Genomic DNA, 25,778 nt, shown 5'->3' with positions numbered 1-25,778 from the left:
CTAAGTAATTAATAATTCCTGCTAAAAATAAAAATAGAATGACAATACCTTTTCCCTTGTGAAAACATAAGTGCCCCCCTTTGTTTGTACAGCCACTACTTTCTTTTGAAAGCGATTCCATTATAAACCAAAGCTAAATAATTTCTTTCTCCAAGCAAGGTCATTTTGAAAAGTAAATCGATTTACTAAGGATCAAGCAAAAAAGTTCTTCTTTTTTGCTTGATGGTTTCTAACAAGAAGTTCCAAGAAGCAGAACTGGTTTCAAACGATGGATGCTGGTATCGATTTTATCTGTTTTATTGATTTGATTAAAAAGAAGTTCTGCTGCTAAATTCGCCATCTGTACGGTTGGCTGTTTAATAGTGGTAATCGTTGGCGTATAAAGTTTTGCAAACGATACCTCATCAATACCAATAACGGCTAGGTCTTGTGGTATTCTTAAATTTTCTTTTTTTATATATTGCAAGACTTCATTAAGAACAATATCGTTCCCTGCTAATATTGCCTTAGGCGGCTGGGATAAACTGAATAGTTCAGAAAGTGCTTCTGAAAGCGCTTCTATATCTGCTGTTTTAATATAATTTTCATTGGGATTTATTCCATGTGATAACAATGAAGATTTATATCCTTCAATTCTCTCCACCCGCGGACTAATATTTCGGATGATGGACGTAGTTACAATAGCAATATTTTTATATCCTTTTTCAACAAAGTGATCAATTGCCAGCTTAGCCGCTAAGTGATTATCAAGCATGACCGTCGCAATTTCAAGTTCTGGAATGGTTCGATCCATAAATACAATAGGGAATTTTTCTTTTTTCATTCGCTTATATAAGTCTGGATTGCCCCCTGTAGGGAAAATAATAATACCATCTACTTGTTTTGCTTTTAACATTTGAATATAATTTTTTTCTTTATCTGGCTCATCATCAGCGTTACAAACAATAATATGGAATCCCTGGTTGTAAAAATAATTCTCTATCGCACGGATGATTTGGGTTGAAAACGTATGGAGTATATTCGCGACAACAACTCCTACTGTAAACGTCGATTTTTGCTTTAAACTACGGGCCAAAATATTAGGTTCATAGTTTAAATCTTTAATTGCTTCTTCAATCTTTTTTCTGGTCTTTTCACTCATATGTTCGTATCGCTTGTTCAAAAACTGAGAAATTGTACTTTTGGATACCTTAGCATGTTGAGCTACATCTGCAATAGTTACTTTGCTCATATTATTCATTCCTAACTTATAAAGAGTAATTGTGATCCATGATTCATGTAATCAAACAATATTTTATTGTATTAGGAATGTATTTACAATTATTTGTGAATAGTTTTAATTTCTAACGCCCCATTTAACAATGAATAGGATAGTCTAAACGCCTGCGTAAGCCATAAATCCTCCATCAACGGGTACTGTGATACCTGTAACGAAGCCTGAATACGTTTCATCTGCAAGCCAAAGTAACGTTCCAAGTAAATCCTCTGGTTTTCCAAACCGCTTCATTGGTGTCGAAGTGACGATTTTATTAGATCTTTCTGTTAAGCTTCCATCATTATTAAGCAATAAATCTCGATTTTGTTTTGTTAAAAAGAATCCTGGAGCGATAGCATTTACTCGTAAGCCAGCTTCGGCAAAATGAACAGCCATCCACATGGTAAAGTTATTAATAGAAGCTTTAGCAGCACTATATGCCGGTACTTTGGTCATCGGTGCATATGAACTCATAGAAGAAATGTTAATAATAACAGGGGAACTCGCTTCTAATAATGCTTTTCCAAAAACTTGACTAGCTAAAAATGTTCCTATGAAATTACTAGAAAACACTTGTGAAAAACCATTTTCGTCTAATTCGAAAAATGTTTTTTCTTCCCCCTTTTCACTATATTTCTCCCCCTCTGTAATAGCATCGGGATGGTTCCCACCCGCACCATTAATGAGTAAATCAATGCAGCCAAATGTTTTAAGGATTTCCTCTCTCGCATGTAATAAAGAATCTCTATCTAACACATCGGCCTTAACAGAAATAGCCGTTCCGCCTGATTCTGTAATCTCACTAACTACTTCTCTTCCTTTATCGATAGTTCTGTTCAAGATAGCTACTTTCATACCTTGCCTTGCTAATTCTTGTGCCATTTTAGAACAAAGTACACCGCTGCCCCCAGTAATTACAGCAACTCTTCCAGTTAAATTTTCGTGAACTGAACCCATTCTTTTTCCCCTACCTTATTAACTTGATGAGCATCCCATAGACCAAGTAAGTACATGATTCCTAAGGCTCGGTCATACAACCCGTAGCCAGGACGACAAACTTCTCCCCAAATATGACGACCATGATCAGGTCTTACGTAACCGCTGTAGTTTTGATAGCTTAATTCTTCTACAACACCTTGAATATTTATGGATCCATCTTGTGTATAATGAGAAGTTTCTACAAAGTCGCCGTTTTCATAGATTTTCACATTGCGAACATGGGCAAAAGGCGAACGGGAAGCATATTTTTTAGCAATCTCCACCATATTATTTTTAGGATTAGCGCCCATTGATCCTGTACATAAAGTAAACGCGTTAGATGGCGAATCGGATATAGCTATCAATTTTTCATAGCTTGTTTCGCCTGTAATAATACGCGGTAACCCAAAAATAGACCAAGGTGGATCATCCGGATGAATGGCCAATTTAATTCCACATTCCTCTGCCACAGGTAATACTTCTCTAAGGAAAAACTCTAAATTTCCCCATAATAAATCTTCGTTTATCTTTTTGTAAGCATCAAATAGCTCAGAAATGTGATCCAGTTTCTCAGGCTCCCACCCAGGTAACGTCAGATCTGAGGCTGCTGTCACAGTACGAATTAGCTCTTTAGGGTCAATATTTTCTACTTTTCCTTTTTCATAAAATAAAGCAGTAGATCCATCCGCTAAAGGATGAAACATTTCAGTACGAGTCCAATCAAAGATTGGCATAAAGTTATAACAAATGACTTTAACACCAAATTCTGCAAGATTACGAATTGTCTGTTTATAGTTCTCGATATAAAATTCTCGATCTGCATTCCCTAATTTAATAGATTCGTGAACATTAACGCTTTCAACAACATCCATATGAAAACCAAATGATTGAATATACTCGATTTCTTTTTGGATTTCTTTTATTTCCCATACATCCCCTACAGGCTTTTCATGCAATGCCCAAACAATTCCTTTTACCCCGGGAATTTGTTTAACCTGTTCTAAAGTAACTGTATCATTTCCTTTTCCATACCATCTAAAGGTAATATTCATGATAACACCTCCGTTAATGTGATACTTTTTTTCATATATTTCTCACTTAATCGAACAACAGCTTCATACCCTCCATGTTGATAGGCTTTGTTTAAATCACTCCCAATACCAATGGCTACAGCACCTGCGTTTAGCCATTCTTCCATGTTATTTAAGTTAATTCCGCCTGTAGGCATAATTTTTACGTTAGGCAGAGGACCATTTACAGCTTTAATAAAAGATGGATCAAAGTGACCTGCAGGAAATAGTTTAAGAATGTCGCATCCTAGTTCAAGAGCACTAGCCATTTCTCGAATACTCATACATCCGGGCATATAAGGAATACCGTATCGATTGCAAAGTTTAGCCACATCTTCAACAAAGTGAGAACTTACAATAAATTTTGCACCATTTAAAATAGCATGACGAGCTGTCTCTGAATCTAGTACAGAACCTGCTCCTAAAAGGACATCTAGCCCTTTTAAGGCTCTAAATGTATCTTCAATTTGAGAGGTAGTATACGTTAACTCGATTGCTTTAATGCCGCCTTCTATCGCTGCTTTAGATAATTCAGTTGCTTCATTCGCATCTTTCCCACGAATGACAGCGACTACCTTTGTACTTGTTAATGCGTTAACAGTTAAATATTTATTCATTTTTTCCTCCCTAGTCAAATACAATAATGGCCTTACGAACTTGTTTTGGATGTGCTTCTACAAAATTAAACGCCTCTTGTACTTCATCTAATGCAAATTGATGCGTTATTAAACCGTTATGACACAGCTTTTTTTCATTTAATAGTTGAACAATTTTAGGAAATTGATTTGTTTGCAATCGCGATCCTGTTACTGTTATTTCTTTTTTAGTAATAGGCAGCTGTGGGATAGCAGAAGGCCTTTCGTCAAATCCAAGCACGACTACTCTTCCTGCAGCAGATACTACTTCAAAGGACAATTGAAATGTATTTGGTAAGCACACGGCATCAATTACTACGTTTGCTCCTTTTCCATTAGTCCATTCTTTAACTCGATGTCGAACGTCTTCCTGCCCAGCATGAACGGTAACATCAGCTCCATTTTCATTCGCAAACCCTAGTCGCTCTTCACTTAAGTCTGTCATCATCACAGTTGCCCCTTGAAGTTTTGCTAATTTTAATATACAAATCCCAATAGGTCCTGCCCCCTGAATGAGTACCGTATCTCCTTTTTCCACCTCACCTCTCCAAACAGCTTGGGCACCTATAGTGTAAGGTTCTGCCAATACGATTTCTTCCCAGGGGAGAGTTGAGTCTACGACATGAAGTTGCTTCTCTGGAAGTACGAACCATTCCCTCATACCACCATCTTCATGAACACCGAACACGGATAGATTTTCACACACGTTTGGCCTCTTTTTTTGGCATGCGTAGCACTCTCCACAGTAATTAATGGGTTCTACAACTACATGATCACCAATTTGAATATCGGTAACGCTTTTACCAACCTCCATAACTTCTCCTGCTACTTCATGACCAACGACACGTGGTAAAGTAGCAAGAGGGTTTGTACCATGATAGATATGCATATCAGATCCGCAAATTCCTACTCGCTTTGTCTTAACTAAAACATCTGTAGGATTTAAAATTTTTGGCCTTTCTGTTTCTTGGATAACGAGTTTATGAGCTTGTTTAATTTGAATCGCTTTCATTTTCCCACCTACTTCTTTAGAAATTCATATACGCTTGAGGCGATCGTAATCCCTTTTTCTAGGTTTCTTTCTTCATGTAACTGTTCAATTTCTCCTGGCACATATACACGTTCAGTTGCCAGAGCGGGCGGTACTTGCTGAAGCTCTTCTATCATTTGATCCATTTGTTCTAAAAAGTGATTTTTATCTGTAAAAAAAGAAGGGTTTATTACACAAAAATAGTGACCAAGCTTTCTTTTTTTATCAAGATCTCCGTACATTTTACTAATGTGAGGGCCAAATGCAGCTCCGGATAGCAATCCAGAAAATACATCTACAATCACAGATAAACCATACCCTTTAGGTCCGCCAAATGTAGAAAGAGAAACGACCTTGTTAGGATCTGTGACAGGAACACCATTCTCATCTACTCCCCAGCTTGCAGGAATTTCTTTTTCTTCTTCACGGGCTTGAAGAATTTTTCCGAAAGCTACATTGGAAGTGGCCATATCAAGAATAAATGGCTTTTTTGTTTTTGCAGGTATACCATAAGCAATTGGATTCGTTCCAAGAAAAGGTATTTTTCCTCCAGAGGGTACAACAATCTTATCTGTGTGTGTCATGGCCATTCCAATTAATTCGGCTTCTGTTGCTTTTTGAACAAAGTAACTTAATGCACCGCAGTGGCTGCTATTTATAACAGTAATCATGCCAACTCCATTTTCACGAGCCATCTTAATCGCATGATTAATAGCAATGTCGCCAATTACATGACCAAACCCGTCATCTCCGTCAACAATTCCAGTTACAGGTCCCGTAGAACGAAAAGAAATGTTAGCATCAGGATTAATTCCACCCGCTCGCAAACGATTTATGTAGTGCTCTGTTCTTAATACACCATGTGAATTTACATTTCTCAAATCTGCGTGAGTCAAAACGTCTGCGATTTTCTCTGCGTACGCTTTGTTTACCTTTTCCTTAGTTAACTTTTCAACAACTAGCTGTTTGACTTCTTCCACTGGTACAGTTACTGTGGACATTTTTATCCCCCCTACATGATAAAAAGGTTTGATAAATTCAAATTACCATTGAATAGTTAGAACAATCAGAATTTTATTCTGATAGCTTCTATTAATTAATCTACCTTTCTATAATCACTTCTTTCTGCATAAAAGCTGAAACCTCTTCCAAGTAAGGCAGCCCTTCATTATCTCCTGATACAGTCGTAACTAGAGCTCCTACACTATTCCCAAGTTCTAGTCTTTCATCTAAAGATAATCCATGTAAATATCCATAGACATAGCCAGCATCAAAACCATCTCCTGCACCGACTGTGTCTATCGCTTTAACTTTAAAAGCATTCTTTCGATACCACTTTCCATTGCCGTATACCTTCGAACCATTCGCGCCGTCTTTAATTACAAGTTGATCGATACTGTAACGTCTGGCTAGGCTTGCTAACTCACTTTCAGAATTACTTCCTGTGATCATCTTTATTTCATCAAGTCCAGTTAGCAAAATATCAACATGTGGAAAAATTTCGAAATAAACAGATCGCGCCTCTTCAATTGTCCATAACTTCAGTCTTATATTAGGGTCGAATGAAACAGGGATTCTTCTTTTTGCCCCAATTTCAATTATCCTTTTGACAATTTCAATATTTTTATAGTCTATAGCTAAGAACACACCCGTTATATGTATTAAATGAATGTTCTCAAACATCGTCTCCTGAATATCTTCTGGTTCTAATGTTAAAATAGGAGACTGATGTCGATAATAAAAAGTTTTTCCTGAACCATCTTCTCTAATTTCTTTAAAGTTTAGAGATGTAGAAAAGCCATTTATAAACGAAACGTATTCCATGTCTATTCCTTCACCACGGGCAAAGTTATAAATGAAACGACCAAATTCATCTTTCCCTAAACGACTCAGCCATTTTGTACGTAAGCCAAGTCGTGCACAGCCAACAGCAAAATTAAGTTCAGCCCCTCCTACTTTTCGTTCAAAATTTGGCACAAATCGCAGAGGCCCTGTTATGGATGGATTGAGAGTAATCATAGCATCACCTAAAGTGAAAACACCACATGTAGAAGACATTAAATCGCCTACCTTTCTGACTAGATATCACTTTTCTTATATGATGTACTAGCTAATCTGGTTAAAGCCACATAAACAACACAAACAATTGAGTGTGTCTGAAGTTAAACAAGTTTTCAAAGTAAACCGGTTTTGTAAACCGGTTTTGTAAATCGATTTATTAAAAGTATAATTGAAAGCACTTACATTTTCAATAATAAAACCTTTATTATTATAAAAATTCAGAAAAATAAATCTCTTCCCGTTCTGATTATTGCATAAATGACCTATTTTCAGGATATTTATATAATATTTAAAATAAATAAATTTCACCCCTCGTTTAGAAATAGCTGATTTTTATGTTACCTTTGTTTTTAGAAATTTTTAATTATTTTAGCGATAAGAAATCCTCTAGTGTAAAATTAACTTAGAAAATTAATTTGCTTGCGTGTGCTTAATAATTCTTTTTTATTAAGCATTAATTTAAAATTGGAATGGTAATATATTAGCTATTGTCTGCCTTTCCTTAATACATCTTCTATAAAATGCTGATACAAATAATTAATAAGAGCAGTCGCAATTGAGATGATAAAAAGTTGAAAACGCGTCATGTTTACCATTTTATATACCTTCAGCTTTTCTGCCAGACTGGTCAAAGGGTAAGCAAATAGATAGTCAAATAGAACGTTAACTAATAAATATTTTTTGAAACTTCCATAGGTTAATTTGAATACCCAAAAATTAGCTATAAAAAATGGTCCAAAGATAAAAGAAATGTCGCTTGCAAGTTTAGGGAAAAGAGGTTTTTTCACTTTCCACCAAGTAAAGCTTTTAGATAGCTCACTGATAAAGGCAATAACAAGTGAACTAAAAGTTAAAACAGGTAAGTATCTTTTAAAAACAAATTTATCAACTTTTACTATAGACAGCCAAGGCAGTAAAAGTGTTGCCAAAAGCATTAACTTTCCTTTCATTATGTACCCAACTCCTGCCGTTACGAAAATGTAAGATAGATGGTATCCTCTTTAGTTTACGTAATGGGCTTGTTTTTATGTGCTTACTCCAATGTGTTTGGATTTTGTTAAAAGGTTTCTTCCTTTCTTTACTTTAACCCTGTACTTTTTCGCTGTCAGGAAATTATTGATTCTCATATTCTGCACGTGCATGGAGAAAATACGGAGGTGAATGTTTAAAAGGAGGAATTAAAAATGACTACAGTACGTGAAGTTATGACTAAAGATGTGAAAGCTTGTGCACCGCACGATCCAGTAACAGCAGCTGCAAAATTAATGCGTGATATTAATTGTGGTTCTGTGCCGATTTGTCAAGAAAATCGAGTAATGGGAATGATCACAGACCGGGATATCGTGTTAAATTGCGTGGCGGATGGAAAAGACTGCAACACTGTTCATTGCCATGATTGTATGACTAAAGATGTAATTACTTGTTCACCGGATACTGACATTCATGAGTGTGCACGTATGATGGCTGACCATCAAATTCGCCGCATTATTGTAGTGGAAAATAATGATATGGTTGGAATCTGCGCAATTGGTGACCTTGCGACAGTAAATGTATATGTGGATGAAGCAGGTGCAGCATTAAGCGAAATCTCTAATCAAGTTCATTAAAACATTTCAGCATTTTTAAAAAGCTTGGAAGCATATTTCTTATTCCAAGCTTTTTTTATTATGCATGGAACCATATTTGAACTTCTCCTCTTTTTGAATAAAATGTTTAACTCTTCATGATGATATTCTTATTTCTCCACAGCACTTTTATAAAGTCAGCATAAAAGCTTATTTCTTATCCCATTTTTAGCGTATAAATCCTTAATGCTTGTACAAAATAACCCTGTCTGCAAGAAGGTGCTAATCTGCCAAATTTAAAAAAATCAGTCTGAGAGTCAAAAGCAAGGAAAGTCCCAAAAGGAATCTGCGGCGGAGCTTGACGCTAATCGGCAAAAAGTCAAAAGAAAAAGTAATAATAAAAAGGATTATAATCGGCAGAGAATCGTCCGTAATCCTTTTTATCATCATGCTTTGTTACATGCTGTGATCAGTTATAAATGTATAGTGAGTGTATGCTTCATACTTCTCACCGGGCTTTAATATACAAGAAGGAAAATGCTTATGATGAATAGCGTCTGGTAAACCTTGTGTTTCCAGGCAAACACCAAGGTATTTCTCTGAGTGAACCCCTCTAATTTCGAATTCTTCGTCTAGATGATTTCCTGTATAGAGAACTACTGAAGGCTGGTCCGTTTTTATTTCTACTTTGCGACCACTTGCAGGATCACTTAGTGACATCTGATGTTCCGTTTCTTTTTCTAAAAGAAATGGATGGTCGTATCCTTTACCAACTAATACATTTTGCGGATGAGTGGATTCCACTCCTTCCTTGAGACTATGTCCTTCTCTAAAATCAAATGGAGTATCCGTGACATTTAACACTTCTCCAGTAGGTAAAAGTTCATCATTCAACTCTAAGAATTCGTTACTTTTCAACTTCAAAACATGATCTAAGACCGTTTCTTTTAGATTTCCGCTTAAATTGAAATACGTATGATTTGTTAAATTGATAAGAGTCTCTTGATCTGTTGTTCCTTCGTAAGAGATATGGAACTCATTTTTATTAGTTAATGTATACGTAACTTTCACTTCAAGATTGCCAGGGTACCCTTCTTCTCCGTCTTTACTTAAATATGTAAATTCAACACCTACATGATCACTTGCTTCAATTGTTTTTGCATTCCATATTTTGTGGCTAAATCCTTCTGACCCGCCGTGCAAATGGTTGTTTCCTTCATTTTTCTCTAGATGATAGGTTTCATTATTAAGTTGAAATGCTGCTCCTCCTATACGTCCTGCTACACGTCCAACTACAGCTCCAAAATAAGGAGAATACTTTTGATATTCTTCTATTGAATCAAATCCCAATACAACGCTTTCAATCTTCCCTTCAGAATCCGGCATTTCAATAGTTGATATCACACATCCATAGTCAAGGCAGGTGATTTTAAGTCCTTCATCATTTAGTAAGGTATAAGCATGTACAGCTTGATTGTCTAGTTCTCCAAATTTCTTTGAATTTACTTTCATCGTTAATCAGTCCAATCCTCTTTTTATTCGTAAATCGCTTAACGGAATCTACATGTTATAAACACCGGATATGTTCTTATATTCCCTCCGTACTCCTTCCTGAATCTTCATTACTCTCATTTTATTGTAAACGTGTACATTTCCTAATTCAAGCTTGAATAATAAAGGCTGGCTACTGCTTGTCATTAAATGTTTTGCTATTAAATGATGCATGGACGCGTACAGGGGCGATGTTAGAGTATCCTGTCACTGCGCATGCTACGAACCGCTCATCTAGCTGATCTAAAAAAAGAGCTATTTAGTAAGCTAGACTAATAGAATTAAAAAAAAGCTCCTTATCGGGAGCTTTTTTTACTAATCTTCATTTTAAAATTATGTTAAAGCTACAACCTTTAACACACTACCCGTTTTTGCATTTACGTTTACTTTAAAATCATGTCCATCTTTGTGAATAATGTATGTATATACATTGTTGTGGAACGACACTGATTTAAATGCACCTGGCTTTGCTTTTAACGCAATGGCTTTAGCTTGGCTTTCACTGACATGCTTCACTTGATGTTGACTTATTGCGTTTGCTGAATTTGTATGATGATTCTCTGCTGCAAACGTTGAAGAAACTGAACTTGTCCCTACTATAGCCCCTAAAACCAATCCTGCCATTACCTTTTTTGTTATTGCCTTTCCGCTCATAACAAACCCTCCCGCTTACTATGCTTGATTAAACAGCAAAGGACTTATCTGATAACAGTGAATGAAAGTAGCTGTTTTGTACCCTATAGTTGAAATTACGAATAATAAAAAAGAAAAAACGTGATTTCTTTTCTTAATGACAGATGAAGTCCTTTGCTATAGCTTTACTATAAAGAGTGAACATGAAGCGAATGTGAATCTAAACTTAATACTTGCTGAATAATTTGTTACTGCATCTAGCCAAGCTTTTTTAACACAAGAGATTTCTTCCTATTTTCTCAGTATTCCTAAGTATTCTTCCCAAGGTCCCACATCCTCTCTATATCGTTCTGCCATTACTCGAACAATTTGCGCAATATGCGTTAAATCATGAATAACCCACGTCGAGAGTAACTCTCTGACTTTTACTTCCCCGAACTCCGGATGTTCTCCTCTCACTTCAAGATGTTTTTCATGGTTAACTAGCAGCTTTAGTTGACATAGATTCTGTGTTCTTACCATTTTAAATTCAAGAAACTTCTCTTCAATAGAACTAGTAGATTTCTTGTTTAAGTGGGCATAGCGGTCAAACGCAGGGAAAGCTCCCTCCGTTCCTTCTTGAAGGATAAATTCTAGCCTTGGTATCCAATTGTTTTTTTCTGCTTCTATTAAATGATCTATTACTTCGGAGGTACTCCAAGTTCCTTCTCCTTCATTGCATTGCAGCCACCCTGCAGATAGTCCAGACAAAAGTTTTTCAAGCGCTTGTGGCGTATGCTCAAGTATTTCGATCGCTTCTTTTAAATTAAAATTCATGTGAATTCCCCTTTTTCTTTTCGATAAATATGACTTTCTACGTAATGATGATGATGAGCTGTCAGTTATGTACTAATTCTCGTAATTATAGTCAATTTTATCACAATTATCTCCTATTAAAGGAGCCGGCTATTCTTCTACTTATCTTAATGCTTACTTAAACAAAAAACAGAACACATGTTTGGTTTTTGTGTAGAAATATGATAAAATGTATATAGGCTAGAACGTAGTGAGTATCAGTCTGAATAGGCACTTCTCATTCGTAAAATAGATTGCTAGCGACTTTTTCATCTTGAGCTTTCCGTGTGAATTGGAGGGAGACAGCAGTGAGTAAAAATCAAAAGCGATGGACAAAAGAAGAAGATACCTTTCTCATCGAACACTATAGCGCTATGACGCTTCAAAAAATAGGTGAGCATTTACATAGAAGCAAGGAATCGGTTAATAAACGACTTACTCGATTAAATCTTCGTGCTTCAAATACAGCTTTACGTAAAAAATGGACGCCTGAACAAGATGCTTTTTTACAACGGAATATTGATAGCATGAATAATCGTGAAATTGCGAACTCCTTAGGTAGAAGTCCTTCGTCTATTGCTACACGTATAAAAATTTTGAGACTAACACGAAAAACATCGATGCGGAGATGGACCGTACAAGAAGATGATTATTTGCTAAGATATTACGGAGTAAAATCTCTTTTTCAAATATCAGCTAAGTTACAGCGAAGCGTGCAGGCACTAGAATCGAGGTTAAGTCGTTTAGAGGTGTATGGAGCCAAATCGCACGTAGGACACATTACAGTGTGTGAACTAGCAGCCTGTCTTGAAGTGGATGTTCATACAATTTACAAGTGGATTTATAAAGAGAATCTACCTTATAAAATCATCATCGCCAAGACAAGAAAATTTATGGGAATTGACATTCAATCTTTTTGGAAGTGGGCTGAACAAAATAAAACGTGCCTTAATTTTTTTAAAATACCTAAAAACACGCTTATTCCAGAACCTGCATGGGTGGATGAACAAAGAAAACTAGATTATATAAAGCGCCCTAAATACGAGCATAAAAAATGGACAGCAGAAGAAGATGCCAGACTGTGGAATATGTTTTATCAGGAAAAGCGTAATCAGCGAGAAATTGGGCAGCTGCTCGGGCGTTCGAGAAATAGCGTGCAGCGACGCTTAGAGCGATTACGAAAAAAGAAACTAGCTAGTTAAACGATAAAAAGCTTGGAATAAGCTATGCTTACCCCAAGCTTTTTTATTGATATGCCTCTTTGTTAAGCTTTAACTGCTTTTTCCCAATCTGCTGCAAATTTTTCCATCCCTTGGTCAGTTAACGGATGTTTTGCCAGTTGCTCAATAACAGCGTATGGAATTGTGGCAATATGAGCTCCTGCAAGTGCTACGCGCGTTACATGATCCGGATGTCTTACGGATGCCGCAATAATTTGAGATTCAATATTTTGAACGCGGAATAACTGAGCAATTTTAGATACTAGCTGTACCCCATCTTCTGAAATATCATCAAGACGGCCTAAAAACGGAGAAACATACGTCGCTCCAGCGCGAGCTGCTAAAAGCGCTTGGTTTACAGTGAAGATTAGCGTTACATTTGTTTTTACGCCTTTTTTTGCAAGGTAACGCGTTGCTTCCAATCCAGCTAATGTCATAGGCAGTTTAATCGTAATATTTTTATCTCCGTCATTAATTTTAATCAACTCTTCAGCTTGAGCAATCATCTCTTCAGCAGAAAGTGCGTCAGGCGTTACCTCAGCGGAAACGGATTCAACTTCCGGCACCATTTGAAGGATTTCTTCGATGCGGTCTTCAAATCTTACACCTTCTTTTGCTACTAAAGACGGATTGGTTGTCACACCAGCTAGAACACCTACTTTGTACGCTTTCTTAATATCCTCAAGGTTTGCTGTATCAATAAAAAATTTCATCTCATTATTCCTCCTTATTGTTATATGTAAATCTGCATTTCAACGTACGCGTATGGCTTAGCCAATTTGTTGGAGCGCATATAGGTTTTCTATATAAGCGTTTTCAATCTCTTTTGCAGTTAATACTTTTAATTTTTCTAAAAATTGTATGGCGTCCACTCGGTCTTCAATGTCTTCTTCTGTACGAATATTCTCCGTCTTAATCTGATCGATACATTCGCTGATGACTTCTTTGTACGCATTCGTTTGGATAAACCATTCTGCTAATAGTGTTTTTGTTGCTTCTCTTTCTTCTTCACTTTTAACCGCAAACAAACTCTCTGTTTCTGTTTCACTCAGCATAAGGCTGCTAAAATCGTGATTCATACAAAGCCAAAAATAACCTTTTTGGCTATCGTAATACTTTCCTTCTCTTAAAAGAAAATACTTAATTCCAAATTTAATTTTATGAGATTGGTTATCTGAACTCGGCATATGAATTTCTTTTATTTCCACGCTTTCTGGTACATCCAGATATGTCTCTAAACCATACTTTGTATTCACTACTTTTGCATCCAATATGTCCATTCTCATTCTCCTTTTCTCAAATTCTATTTATTTTTATAAAAAACAGAGGTCTGATTTTATGTAATAACTAATCCAGTTTTGTGGACGTTTTTCTTAATCAACCGACATGTTTTACTGTTTACGCTTTCATTATATATCAGATTATTCGAAAAATCATCAAAAACAATCAGATTCGTTCAAAAAAAGTCATAAAATTATAAAAAGTAGTCAAAAAAGTTCATAGAGCATAAAAAATACGTAGTTATAAAAGATTTTTATAATACAATCATAAAAATTATCGGTAAAGTAGCTAAACTTAATGATGTACTAATAAGCGTTGCGCTCGACACAAATTCTGGCTCGGTATTAAATTGCAGCGCATACATAGTTGTGTTTGCTGCTGTGGGCATGGCGGCAGTAATGATCATAATTTGTTTAACCATGTCATCAACTGGAAGGAACAAAGTAAGTACATAAGCAACGGCAGGAGAAATAATCAGTTTAATTATAAGTGATAAAGAAACTTTACTCTTAGCTAAATTTTTAACTGATATTTTCGCTAGCTGCATTCCGAGTACGATCATAACTGTAGGGATTGCTGCATTCGCTACCAAATCCACCGCTTCGAGGACTGATTTTCCTAAATGAATATTAAAAAGTTGAAAAAAAACTCCCAAAAAAGCGCTATATATAGCAGGCATACGCTGAACAGCACGAATAGTTGAACGTATACCATTTCCTTGGGCACTTCCTTTTGCAGCGTAGTAGACACCAATTGTACACATTGCAAGCTGCTGAATAACCATTAAAATGATAGCACAGTCAAGCCCCGAAACTCCAAAGATCAATAAAATCACAGGAGTACCATAATTTCCATTGTTCATGAAAGAAGAGGCTAGTATCATCCCGCATGTCTCTGTAGTGGAGTACTTCTGAAAAAATGCCACAATATATACAACTATAATTAAAGCAAAACAAAGGGCAAATGTATAAAAAGTAAGATATAAATAATCCAACTGAAATTTTGTCGTATAAAACGTTCTAAAAACTAATACTGGGGACATTAAATAAAGAGCCATGGTAGATATCGTTTTCGTATCAAATCCTATTTTCTTTTGTCCAATAAATCCTAATGCAAATATGCCGAAAATAGGTAATAAGATTGTTAAAAATTCCATTTTAATCACCTGTTTATATTCTATTCTTTAGAGAAACAATTGAAAAGCCTAGATAGTCAACTTTCTAGGCTTTTTGCTATCTAATTCATGTATGTTCCGCCATTGACATTAATGGATTCACCCGTTATAAAATCAGACATACTTGAAGCTAAAAATAGAACGCTTTCTCCAACATCTTGAGGAGTTCCTAACTTATTTAATGGAATTCTCTTTGTTACCTCTTTCCGGTATTCATCTGTCCATTGATTGTTCATGTCCGTTTCTACAGGACCTGGACATACAGCATTCACAAAAATATTATGAGGCGCCATTTCTAAAGCTAAATGCATAGTAAGGTAGTTAACTGCAGCTTTTGAAGCTCCGTAAGATGGCGCTGCATTTTTATGAGCAGTTTTTGCTGTTGTAGAACTTACATTGACAATCTTACCGTAATTTTGCTCAATCATATAAGGTAAGACGGCTTTACAGAAATATAAAGTCCCGTTTAAATTAACATCTAATACCTTTTTCCAATCATCCAAAGTCATTTCTAATGTTGAGCTACGCATATTAATACCCGCATTATTTATTAAAATATCAATTTTTCCAAAACGTTCTACAGCAGCCTGTACAACCTCTGTTGCAACATTTGGATCTGCTACATCCCCAGCTTTTACAATACATTCTCTACCTAAGCCTTCAATCTGCAAAGCTAATTCATTTAATAAATTCCTATTCGTACCGTGTATAACTAATGAGGCACCGTTTTTAGCTAAAGTCAAAGCAATAGCTTTTCCAATACCTCTACTAGCCCCTGTAATAATTGCAGTTTTGTTTTCCAACAGCATACTTTACCCCTCCGAAGTATATGAAGCTATTAAGCTTTTATGAATTCTTCTGAAACACACACATATTTAATGGCTTGTCTAAAATACGTAAAAGCAATATGAATCTTTCCATCAGCGCTTTGTTTAATAGAAGGATATGAGTATTCTCTATTTAATTTTTCTTTTGAATTATTGGTCATCGCATAGCCATCGCCTGTTTCAATATCCTTTTTATATGGCCATGTTCTCCCTCCATCTTCTGAAATCGCAATTGTCATCGGTGCTCTAGGCGCTCCCCAAAATGCAGCCCTGTCTTCTTCATCATCTTTTTCAGGCGTGTCTTGATTAGGGGACAAAATATCCATATCCTCTTCATCTTCAATTTCATCATAAAGCGACAGCCTGCGCTCCGTGCAATTATCGGCGTTCATATTGTTAAAAACTAACGCTAAATGTCCGTTATTCAATTTTGTAAATTGAATAGAAGAATTGTTATTAGGTAATTGTGTAGGAATCGGCTCGCTCCACGTTCTTCCATGATCAGTCGAATGGCTGCTATAAATATGATCAGCCCAGCGGCTTCGGAATAATGCTAAAAGCGTTCCGTCATCTAATTTTTCGATATTCATATGAACACAGCCTAAGCTATTAGGCACTTCATACTCTTCCCAAGACTCACCTTGATTTTTTGAGATTTTTACCGCACTTATATCTTTATTGCCTGTCCACTTTTGTCCTGGAGAAATAATACAATAGAAAACAGGTAAAAGCCAATCACCGTTATCTAATACAACAATAGGCTGTCGAATAAAAGTACCTGGCTGATCAAATAAAGTTTCAATAGGTCCCCACGAATAGCCTTCATCTTCCGAAATACGATATCTTACAATCGCTGTGTCTTGATTCCCGGATTTTTGTGCCGTGTACAATAACCACAATTTATTATCCGGGGCACGAAATAAAATTGGGTTTTGTTCAGAACGAGTTGAATCATCTGAAAGTTTTACAGCTCTACTCCATTCTTTTTCGCCTTTTTTAAGCCTTGATAGGTAGATATGAATGTCGGCTATTCCCTCTTGTGTACCGCCAAACCAAGTACATAATAAGTCTCCGTTATCTAGTACAAGTAAATTAGAAGCGTGATTTTGTATACAATCAGACGGAATATATGCCTCTACATGTTTTAATCCACCTGAACACGTTTTTAGTTTTCCATCTGCTACAATAGTCGTTGGTTGATTATTCATTACATTTCTCTCCTTTTAACTTAAACTAAGATATTTTCTACTTTGCATCTATATATTCTACAGTATTGGATTCAGTATTTTCAGACTCTTTATCTTTTCTACCGATAAATCGATCAATTATCATCACAATAAATGGAGTGATGACAGCAACATACATATTATCAATGCCAAAAGGGTTTCCTAGCAGATACCATACAGTTGTGAAAATACCTGACATTGCTAAACCTATTGTTGCGCCTCGGTTTGAACTAAAGAATGGGAGATAAAATCCCATTGCAGCTACCACAGCAATAGATGTTCTCAAAGCACGGGTGAAAAAAGATAAAGTTAATAGTTCTGGAGCTAAAACCACACCAAGTAATGGGACAATACCAACAACAATAGAAATAATTCGAGTCATCTTCATCTGCCTTTCTGCAGATGGTTTAGCTTTTGGAACATAAAAATCGTCCACAATTAATGTTGTTGTAGCCAAAGCCACGGTTGAAACCCCAACGAAAATGGATGCTACTAAGGATGTTGCTACAATTGCTGTTAATACTGGATTCATATGTTCTAAGAATACTGGAAACGCATAGATAGGATCGATATTTGGATACAAATAGCGTGCACATACCCCAATCACTCCGATTGCCAATGCAAGTGGCAAGCATAATAGTGCTGCATATAAACTTGACTTTTTAGCTGCTTTTGCACTTTTTGACGATGTGATTGCTTGAATAATAAATTGTGTAGAGAAAATAGCTCCCATATTTCCGATAAGCCATGCAAAAATTGTTCCTCCACCAATCGTGCCATCCCATGTAAAGTAGCTTTTTGGCAGCTCTTGCACTATAGGCTTGAATCCACCGCAAAGATATAATGCAACTCCTACTGTAATTAAAACACCCGCATATTTTACAAATGAGTGAAGAATGGTTACCCAAGCTACTCCTTTCATTCCCCCAAATGTAAAATAAAATGTACTAACAATTGCTGTAATAATAGCGCATGTCATCAATGGCAAACCTAACAGAGATGCAATGGCTGCAGAACCACTGAGGTAGTTTCCTAGATTTACAAGTAAAAGAGCAGCTATCATAATAACCGATACAACAGTCTTTGTAGACCTTCCAAATTTCTGCTCAATTATACCGGAAATAGTATATTTTCCAGTACCATAGAATTTATTAACTAAAAAGAATGAAAAGAGGAAAAAAGCAATTGTCACAGTAATAAGTGACCAAGAAGCCGCAATACCATCTGTAAATGATGATTCAGCAGTCCCTACTGTTGATTTAGTTCCGATGAACTCTGACATTAATAAAATTCCAACTACAAGAGCAGGCAATGTTTTGGCTGCGTTATTGAATTCTGCGCTGGATTTACTTCTTAATCTCATTGTTAACCATGTTGTAAATAGAATATATACAACAATTACTGCTAAAACAAAAACCAGGCTTGAAGGATTTAATGCTTTCATTATAGATTTCCTCCTATAATAACAACAGAATTTTGATATATGTCGATAAAAATTTCAATATTTCACGGTTTATTTTTTCTCAATGCTTCTATCATTTTTTCTGTCCTAAAGAGATCCATTGGTCAGTAGTAAAACTGTTTTATGCAGATATTTTTAAGCGCTTTCATTTGTTTCCTGTAAATAATCAATGAAAATTTTAAATCACAAAATACAAATTACTGTCTTCGGAGTTCTTTAATTGCAATTCACCTTATTGGTATTACTGCACTTACAGTGAAAGGTTTTCAAATTGCCCCGAAGACGTTTTTACAAGAATTGATAACAACGTCATTTTTAAAACTTATTTAAAACCTTTTTAGGAGACAGCTCGGCAGCGGACTGAAGAGCAGCTAGCATACTTCTCTCATCGGCAATTCCTTTTCCTGCAATATCAAATGCTGTACCGTGATCAACAGAAGTGCGAATAACACCCCCGTTTAAACCAACTGTAATGTTAACTCCCTCTTCTAACCCTAAGACTTTAATTGGTACATGTCCCTGATCGTGATAACAAGCGATTACAATATCGAAGTCTCCTCGCACTGCACGGAAAAATAATGTATCTGCGGGGTATGGCCCCGTAACATTTATTCCTTCAGAAGCCGCGATTTGAATACCAGGAATTAGCTTTTCCTCCTCTTCTCCTTCTCCAAATAAACCGTTCTCTCCAGCATGAGGATTAATTCCGCAAACGGCAATTCGCGGGTTTTTATAGCCTGCGCGACTTAATGTTTCATGAGCAAGCTTGATGACGGTATACGTTCTTTCTGGTGTAATAGCATCTATTGCCTTTTTTAACCCTACATGAGTAGTAAGGTGAATGACTTTTAGCTTTGGGGAAGATAACATCATTGAATAGTCCTTTGTGTTCGTGAGCTCTGCCAAGATTTCAGTATGACCAGGATAAGTGTAGCCACCTTTGTGTAATGCCTCTTTATTTAATGGGGCTGTACAAATGGCCTGTATCTCTTTCTTTTTTGTTAGTTCAATCGCTTTCTCAATAAATTTAAACGCTGCGCTCCCAGCTAATGATGAGATTTCTCCAACTGGAAGATCTTCAGGTACTAAGTCCATATGAATACAATCAATTACGCCATGAGTAAATGCTCCTTTATTTACCTCTTTAACTCGGTGGACAGTTAACGAAGTTTGTGTCATTTCAATTGCTCTTTCTACTATTTTAGCGTCTCCTATAACAATAGGACGGCAAACTTGATAAACTGACGGATCTGCCAGTGCTTTTACAATAACCTCTGGACCTACTCCAGATGCATCTCCCATTGTAATTCCTATAACGGGTTTCATCATATTCCTCCTTTAAAATCCACTTTGATTTTTATGGCACTCTTTTACTATTTGCTCAATATTACAGAGTGTTCCCAGGCATCTTTTTTCCCCTGCAGCTTCGATTTGGCTTTAAGCATAGCTAAATCTGTCCCAAAACTTCCTGCTTTCGTTACAGCAAAAATTTCTCCCTTATAATCTAACTTGCCAAGTGGTATACCAGGCTCCACTTCATCTAGCAAATGAAATTTATGAACCTGTAATTGACTTAACACTTGTTGAGCTGTATCTCCTCCTGTAAGAAAAAGATTAGTAATATTACATTGGTTAATTAGAGCTACAGCTACTTCTCCCATCGTCATTGAAATATAGTCACTCATTTCAATAGCGCTAAAGCCTTGTTTTTTACCGATTTCGTGTGTTTTTTTTACTTCTCCTGAAGAAAATAAAGCAATGCTCTTTCCTGTTTCTAAAGATTTTAAAGCCTTATCTGTTACCCGGCTTAGTTCTTTTTGTTTAGAAGCGCTGTCTAGAATAATTTTTGATGGGTTAATTTCTAAACCAATGGTGTCAGAGTTTAGTAACAATTGACGCAGCTGATTTCTTCCAACTTTACTTACGCTTCCAATAACAAATAACACGGGTTTATCTTTTCTTAGAAAACTGACTTTCTTTTTATATTGCTGTAGTCCATAAGCTTGAGGCAAATAATTGATTAACCCGCTTGAACCTGACCACACAACAGAAAATTCTGTCTTTTTTATCATTTCAACGAGATATTTAAGGTCTGATTCATGAACGGAATCTACTGTGATGTATGAAACCTTTTGATTTTTGAATGCTTTGAGCTTTTTGATGACAAATTCATATCCAGCATGAAGATCTTTGTACGAAAGATGACCAACTTCTCTTTGAGCCTGACTTTTAATCACACGGGTAATCAAAGAATCATTTACAGGAGTTTTAGGATCATTCCCTACTTCAGTTTCATGTAATTGTTTTTGATTCAGAAAATGAACTCCGTTAATCACTTGCCGTCCAGCCTCTGGAAAGGCTGGAGCGATAAAAACAAAATCGGGTTGGAATACATCGTAAACGGCATTAATTTCTTGTCCGATATTACCTCTCATTGTGGAGTCAATTTTTTTATAAATAACATCAAATGCTTCACTTTTAACCCGTTCGCAAACTTTTTTAACTCTTTCATAAGCCTCTTTCTCTGAAACAGCGCGGCTATCTGTATTAAATATAAGAGCTTCTTTTTTATTCAAATTACTATTGTGACCTGTTAAAACTACAGAAACATCTAACCCATAACGAACTAATTGCCCTCCGCAATCACTTGCGCCTGTTAAATCATCAGAAATAACGGATATTCTCATAGAATGTCATCACCTTTTCAAACAAGTAATTTACGGTAAATTCCTTCCATATCTTTTAAACTTACTTCTTTAGGGTTATTATTTAATAATCGTGTTACTTTTGAGGCAGAAAGAGCTAGACCTGGAACGTCTTCTTCTCTTACTCCATACTCTTTAAGATTTTGTGGAATTTCTAAAACATTTGTCCACTCTACAATACGACTTACTACTTTTTGAGCTACTTCGGTTTTAGAAAGACCTTCTACTTTAATTCCCATAGGCTCGGCTACAAGGAACAAGCGATCTTCAATGGCATCCATGTTAAATTCCATTACATGAGGTAAAAGCATCGAATTAGCTACACCGTGAGGGATTTTAAATTTTCCGCCTAACGGATATGCTAATGCATGAACCGCAGCAGTACCTGCACTTGTTAGAGCCATTCCGCCATACATAGAACCGACAAGCATTTTTTCTCTTGCATCAACTGAATTCCCATTTTGATAGGCTTCTATAATACTAGATGAGATAAGACGAATTGATTCTAATGCAACCATATCGCTAATTAAATTTGATTTATTTGAAATAAATGATTCTAATGAATGAGTAAAGGCATCCATCCCTGTTGCGGCTGTGATAGGTCTTGGTAAACTTAACGTTAGGACTGGATCGAGTACTACTATTTTAGGCAGTAAATATTTACTTACGATTCCAATCTTCAATTCTTCATCCGGCAGTGTAACAATAGCATTAGGCGTTACTTCAGAACCTGTACCTGAAGTAGTCGGAATTAATACAGTTGGTGTACCAGGGTTTTTAACTAAATCTGTACCTAATAGCTCGCGAATAGATTCATTATTCGTTTTTAAAACGGATAGAATTTTTGTTGCATCAAGGACACTGCCTCCACCAAATCCAATTAGTACATCGTGCTGTTCATTTCTAATAGCCTGAAAAACTTCTTCAATATTTTCAACTGTTGGTTCTGGAAGAACATCAACATTTACGTTGGTTGTTATGCCTTTGTCAGATAACTGATCGATAAGCTTTTCAACAAATCCTAATCTTTTCATCGATGGCTGGGTAATAATTAAGGCTGACTTAACTTCTGTTCCTAATAGAGAAAGGTGTTCTCCTACTCTTTCAATTGAATTTGGTCCTGCAATAAGATGATTTGCCGTTTGGAATTGATATAGTTTTTGCATCATTTTAACCTCTTTCCCTATAGTTAGTTCATTCTACTCAAGTAGTTCCTTTTCAAAGTACGTCCTGCTTTTTATAACCTCTAACCATTACTTTCACTTTTTCAAGTCCGTCTCCTGATAGTTCAGAGACCGGCAGTTTAGGAGGGCCTACTGGAATCCCATAAAGTTCTACAGCCTTTTTCAGAGCCGATGGAAGCGTCCCGTATTGGAGTGTATCTCTAAGCGGCTGTAATTTTTTTTGAGCTTCTTCTGCCTCGTTGTTAAATCCCTTTACCCAGTTGTTGTAAATGGATACTACGATATCAGGAACCATATTTGCAGTTGCTGCAACTGCCCCTACTCCTCCTGCTTCTAAGGTCTTTAGTATTAAAGAGTCTGTTCCTGCAAACACGGAAAAATCTTTGTTTTTAGTTGCATGAATATAGCGTTTAATATTTTCAAAGTTACCGCTGCTATCTTTAATTCCTACAATATTAGGAACATTTGCTAGCTTTGCAACGGTTTCAGGCTCTAAGCTCATTCCAGTTTTTGAAGGGATATTATATAAAAGAACGGGCAAAGATGTTTCTTCTGCTATTCGTTGAAAATGAACGGTCACTTCCTCTTGGGTTGGTGTAACAAAGTAAGGAGTAATAACAGAAAGAGCATTTGCTCCAAGGTCTTCCATCTGCTTTGACAATTCAATAACTTCTTCTGTACTGTTTCCTCCTGTACCAATAATTACGGGAATTCTTCCTTTGACCTCATCAATAATAATTTGAGCAATTTTTATTTTTTCTTCTTTTTTGAAGAGGTGAAATTCACCATTTGTTCCTAAAGCAAAAATGCCGTGCACACCAGATTCAATAAGATGATTGGTTAATTGACGCAGTACCTGTTCATTTATTGTCTGCTCTTTTGTTAAAGGTGTTAATAACGCTGGAATAATTCCTTTTAACTCCATATTCCTTCCTCCTTACGGTAACTATTTACAAAAAGTTTATTGTTTATTTTTGCAACATTAATATATAATTTATTTTTTAAAACGTTTACATTTCGAATTATATACATAACTGTTTAATTAATCAACACTAAAACTACATAAAATTTATTTTTTTCTAAATTGTTTAAAAATTAAACAATAAAAACCACTTTATCTACAAGTCCTTACAGATAAAGTGGTTTTTCAAATTTGGCTCAACAGTACATACAGATGAAGTTTTTATTTCAATTTCCGCCATAGAGTGGTTCGATTTATACCTAATCTTTCCGCTGTCTTCGTTTGATTCATACCTTCTTCTAACCATATCTTTTTTATAATTTCCCGTTCAATTTCTTCTAATGTTCCGGTTAAATCAATTTCATGACTTTCACTTGTAACACGGATCTTATTTATTACTCTCTTCAAATCATGAAGCTCTAGAAAAGCCCCTTCAGCTAATAGCACACTCTCTTGAATGATCTGTTTTAGCTGTTTTATATTTCCTATCCATTCAAAATTCTTTAAATCTTCCTTTGCATCGTTACGTATTCCTACAATTTGCTTACCAAATTTTATATTACATTCTCCGATAAAGAAAAGAGCTAAACTTTCGATATCTTCTTTCCTTTCCTTTAATGAAGGAAGATCCAGGGTTAAACTGGCTAGTAAATAATATAATTCTTGATCAAAGCGCTGTGTTTCAGTTAAGTATTCCATACTTTTACGTGATAAAGCTATAAAACGGCATGTGGTTAAACCTTTTTTCAAGTAACTTGCTAACCTTTTTTGAGTATCCAACTCTAAAGAATCTATATTCTTTAAAACAACGCTTCCATTTGGATTATGGGCTAATAAATTATCGTAAGAACTCCTGTCTAATAAGCATGCCCATTGTCCTTTTGAGAGAACTTCACAATCTATGATAAGCAGCGGATGTTCACGTCTTTCACTATTAACATGAATGAGCTTTGCTAAGCGTTCTTTTCCAGTTCCTTCTTCACCGCTAATCCATATAGGTTCTTTTGTATCAGCGTAAATAGTTGAAGCTTTTAAAATCCTGTTCATTCTCTCATTTTTTGTGACGATATTAGTAAGGCTACCTGTAGAATTCACTTCGTTTTTTAAAGAGACAATCGAGATTCCATCTATATCTTGATTGTCATTGGACCTATATTTATTGATACGAAACACAATCAATTTTGAATGTGAGGTTTCGAGAGGATAACCTTTTATTTTCCAAAAAGTATTATTCGTATTAAAAACTGTTTCAAAAAAACCTGTATTACATACAGTCTTTACTGCATCTTGTATATTAAGATTATGCTTGAAGTTATCACTAAAGTTATCATTAAAATAAGGATTAGCAAAAATAGCTTGAGACGTTGAATTGTAAACAACAATTCCTTCCGTTTCGTTTTGAACAATATCAAAGGAAATCAAATAGTTTTTTTTAAAAGATGAAAGAAATCGATATATTTTTTTTGCATTTTGAAAAGATTTCAAAACACTTTCTTTTCCAGAAGTAAGCAATATACCATTTAGTCCAAGCCTTTCAGCTGTTTTCACCGTAACTGCATCTCCGATAATATTTGTATAACCTTCTTGCTGTAATTGAATTAAGATAGGCTCAATTTCTTTTTCTTCTTTGACTTTGTATGCAGACATATTAATATCAAGTATTTCACAAATTGTAGAGGCTCCTTCTGAAATAGGAGAAAACCCAACAATAGCTTTTTTTCCTGGATAGTCCTTTGCAAGCGTAAGTACGCGCAGCATATCGTAACCAGAAACTTCAATTTCGACAACCGGAATTGTCAATTCTCTTTGGATAAGTTCCGCCGTTCCCCCTCGGCTGATGATGATATCTATGTCGTTATTTACTGCATCCTTGGCAAGAGTTAGACCTTCTTGTAAATCACCTATCTCTACCTGCAATTCGAATTCTTCTTTTTCCCCTAGAGTAATCATTAACTCTTTTAAACCGTTATAAGGAGCGATAGCCATTACTTTCATCCAATCACCTTCTGTTGCATTTTTAAACACATCTATAATATACCAAAAAAATCTTTTGATGCAAAATGAGTCATCTTACAAATATCTTTGAAGAAACTTTATGTTGATTGAATATAAGAAAGGCTGGAAAG

The 25,778-nt window shown here is 35.8% G+C and carries 24 protein-coding genes; 2 read left to right on the top strand and 22 right to left on the bottom strand.

The features are described from left to right. Positions 1-229: 229 nt before the first annotated feature. The 8 genes from ACLHDF_RS29555 to ACLHDF_RS29520 all read right to left on the bottom strand — a co-directional run bounded on the left by ACLHDF_RS29555 (position 230) and on the right by ACLHDF_RS29520 (position 7,979). On the bottom strand, positions 230-1,231 hold the full coding sequence (locus tag ACLHDF_RS29555; protein WP_413920036.1) for a substrate-binding domain-containing protein: 1,002 nt from the start codon (positions 1,229-1,231) through the stop codon (positions 230-232). 144 nt (positions 1,232-1,375) lie between these two features. Then, entirely contained in the window at positions 1,376-2,212 is an 837-nt protein-coding gene (locus ACLHDF_RS29550) for an SDR family oxidoreductase (protein WP_413921962.1), read from the bottom strand. Further along, positions 2,188-3,285, bottom strand: coding sequence for a mannonate dehydratase (uxuA, locus tag ACLHDF_RS29545; protein WP_413921961.1), 1,098 nt, complete (start codon positions 3,283-3,285; stop codon positions 2,188-2,190). Before uxuA ends, ACLHDF_RS29550 begins: the two co-directional genes overlap by 25 nt. Continuing rightward, positions 3,282-3,920, bottom strand: a complete 639-nt coding sequence (locus tag ACLHDF_RS29540; protein WP_413921960.1) for a bifunctional 2-keto-4-hydroxyglutarate aldolase/2-keto-3-deoxy-6-phosphogluconate aldolase — start codon at positions 3,918-3,920, stop codon at positions 3,282-3,284. The genes uxuA and ACLHDF_RS29540 overlap by 4 nt, the downstream gene beginning before the upstream one ends. Positions 3,921-3,930: 10 nt before the next feature. Beyond that, positions 3,931-4,950 (bottom strand): zinc-binding alcohol dehydrogenase family protein, encoded by a 1,020-nt coding sequence (locus tag ACLHDF_RS29535; protein ID WP_413921959.1) that lies wholly within the window; start codon positions 4,948-4,950, stop codon positions 3,931-3,933. A gap of 8 nt (positions 4,951-4,958) precedes the next feature. Continuing rightward, positions 4,959-5,969: an ureidoglycolate dehydrogenase gene (allD, locus tag ACLHDF_RS29530; protein ID WP_413921958.1), complete on the bottom strand. Its 1,011-nt coding sequence runs from the start codon at positions 5,967-5,969 to the stop codon at positions 4,959-4,961. 100 nt (positions 5,970-6,069) lie between these two features. After that, positions 6,070-7,026 (bottom strand): sugar kinase, encoded by a 957-nt coding sequence (locus tag ACLHDF_RS29525; protein WP_413921957.1) that lies wholly within the window; start codon positions 7,024-7,026, stop codon positions 6,070-6,072. 488 nt (positions 7,027-7,514) lie between these two features. After that, positions 7,515-7,979, bottom strand: a complete 465-nt coding sequence (locus ACLHDF_RS29520) for a hypothetical protein (RefSeq protein WP_413921956.1) — start codon at positions 7,977-7,979, stop codon at positions 7,515-7,517. 234 nt (positions 7,980-8,213) lie between these two features. Between ACLHDF_RS29520 and ACLHDF_RS29515 the strand changes: the two genes are divergently transcribed. Then, a complete protein-coding gene (locus tag ACLHDF_RS29515; RefSeq protein WP_413921955.1) occupies positions 8,214-8,636 on the top strand; it encodes a CBS domain-containing protein in 423 nt (140 codons plus the stop codon). A 414-nt stretch (positions 8,637-9,050) separates the two neighbouring features. On the opposite strand, the gene ACLHDF_RS29510 is transcribed toward ACLHDF_RS29515, so the two are convergent. From ACLHDF_RS29510 to ACLHDF_RS29500, 3 genes are all read right to left on the bottom strand, one after another. After that, positions 9,051-10,106 carry an aldose epimerase family protein gene (locus ACLHDF_RS29510; protein WP_413921954.1) on the bottom strand — a complete coding sequence of 352 codons (1,056 nt, stop codon included), beginning with the start codon at positions 10,104-10,106 and terminating at the stop codon, positions 9,051-9,053. Positions 10,107-10,478: 372 nt separating this feature from the next. Then, on the bottom strand, positions 10,479-10,799 hold the full coding sequence (locus tag ACLHDF_RS29505) for a PepSY domain-containing protein (RefSeq protein WP_413921953.1): 321 nt from the start codon (positions 10,797-10,799) through the stop codon (positions 10,479-10,481). A 270-nt stretch (positions 10,800-11,069) separates the two neighbouring features. Next, positions 11,070-11,594: a DinB family protein gene (locus ACLHDF_RS29500; protein ID WP_413921952.1), complete on the bottom strand. Its 525-nt coding sequence runs from the start codon at positions 11,592-11,594 to the stop codon at positions 11,070-11,072. A 326-nt stretch (positions 11,595-11,920) separates the two neighbouring features. On the opposite strand from ACLHDF_RS29500, the gene ACLHDF_RS29495 reads away from it, so the two are divergent. Next, a complete protein-coding gene (locus ACLHDF_RS29495; protein WP_413921951.1) occupies positions 11,921-12,814 on the top strand; it encodes a sigma-70 family RNA polymerase sigma factor in 894 nt (297 codons plus the stop codon). 62 nt (positions 12,815-12,876) lie between these two features. On the opposite strand, the gene fsa is transcribed toward ACLHDF_RS29495, so the two are convergent. The 11 genes from fsa to ACLHDF_RS29440 all read right to left on the bottom strand — a co-directional run bounded on the left by fsa (position 12,877) and on the right by ACLHDF_RS29440 (position 25,647). After that, the gene (gene fsa, locus ACLHDF_RS29490; RefSeq protein ID WP_413921950.1) at positions 12,877-13,545 is read right to left on the bottom strand and encodes a fructose-6-phosphate aldolase; all 669 of its coding nucleotides are present in this window, start codon (positions 13,543-13,545) and stop codon (positions 12,877-12,879) included. A gap of 57 nt (positions 13,546-13,602) precedes the next feature. Beyond that, positions 13,603-14,112: a hypothetical protein gene (locus ACLHDF_RS29485; protein ID WP_413921949.1), complete on the bottom strand. Its 510-nt coding sequence runs from the start codon at positions 14,110-14,112 to the stop codon at positions 13,603-13,605. A 254-nt stretch (positions 14,113-14,366) separates the two neighbouring features. Further along, positions 14,367-15,269: an AEC family transporter gene (locus tag ACLHDF_RS29480; protein ID WP_413921948.1), complete on the bottom strand. Its 903-nt coding sequence runs from the start codon at positions 15,267-15,269 to the stop codon at positions 14,367-14,369. A gap of 80 nt (positions 15,270-15,349) precedes the next feature. Continuing rightward, on the bottom strand, positions 15,350-16,096 hold the full coding sequence (locus tag ACLHDF_RS29475) for an SDR family NAD(P)-dependent oxidoreductase (RefSeq protein WP_413921947.1): 747 nt from the start codon (positions 16,094-16,096) through the stop codon (positions 15,350-15,352). Positions 16,097-16,125: 29 nt separating this feature from the next. Then, positions 16,126-17,322 carry a sialidase family protein gene (locus ACLHDF_RS29470; protein ID WP_413921946.1) on the bottom strand — a complete coding sequence of 399 codons (1,197 nt, stop codon included), beginning with the start codon at positions 17,320-17,322 and terminating at the stop codon, positions 16,126-16,128. A gap of 37 nt (positions 17,323-17,359) precedes the next feature. Then, on the bottom strand, positions 17,360-18,784 hold the full coding sequence (locus ACLHDF_RS29465) for a sodium:solute symporter family protein (protein ID WP_413921945.1): 1,425 nt from the start codon (positions 18,782-18,784) through the stop codon (positions 17,360-17,362). Between the two features lie 333 nt (positions 18,785-19,117). Next, positions 19,118-20,131, bottom strand: a complete 1,014-nt coding sequence (gene pdxA, locus ACLHDF_RS29460; RefSeq protein ID WP_413921944.1) for a 4-hydroxythreonine-4-phosphate dehydrogenase PdxA — start codon at positions 20,129-20,131, stop codon at positions 19,118-19,120. 44 nt (positions 20,132-20,175) lie between these two features. Beyond that, a complete protein-coding gene (locus ACLHDF_RS29455) occupies positions 20,176-21,489 on the bottom strand; it encodes a four-carbon acid sugar kinase family protein (protein WP_413921943.1) in 1,314 nt (437 codons plus the stop codon). 17 nt (positions 21,490-21,506) lie between these two features. Then, positions 21,507-22,673 carry an iron-containing alcohol dehydrogenase gene (locus ACLHDF_RS29450; RefSeq protein WP_413921964.1) on the bottom strand — a complete coding sequence of 389 codons (1,167 nt, stop codon included), beginning with the start codon at positions 22,671-22,673 and terminating at the stop codon, positions 21,507-21,509. Between the two features lie 52 nt (positions 22,674-22,725). Beyond that, positions 22,726-23,616, bottom strand: a complete 891-nt coding sequence (dapA, locus tag ACLHDF_RS29445; protein ID WP_413921942.1) for a 4-hydroxy-tetrahydrodipicolinate synthase — start codon at positions 23,614-23,616, stop codon at positions 22,726-22,728. Between the two features lie 258 nt (positions 23,617-23,874). Beyond that, positions 23,875-25,647 (bottom strand): PrpR N-terminal domain-containing protein, encoded by a 1,773-nt coding sequence (locus tag ACLHDF_RS29440; protein ID WP_413921941.1) that lies wholly within the window; start codon positions 25,645-25,647, stop codon positions 23,875-23,877. Between the last annotated feature and the right edge of the window lie 131 nt (positions 25,648-25,778).

Origin of the sequence: Priestia megaterium (assembly GCF_046599315.1) — a bacterium.
GTDB lineage: Bacteria > Bacillota > Bacilli > Bacillales > Bacillaceae_H > Priestia > Priestia megaterium_F.
This window is presented reverse-complemented; position numbering and strand designations above follow the sequence as displayed.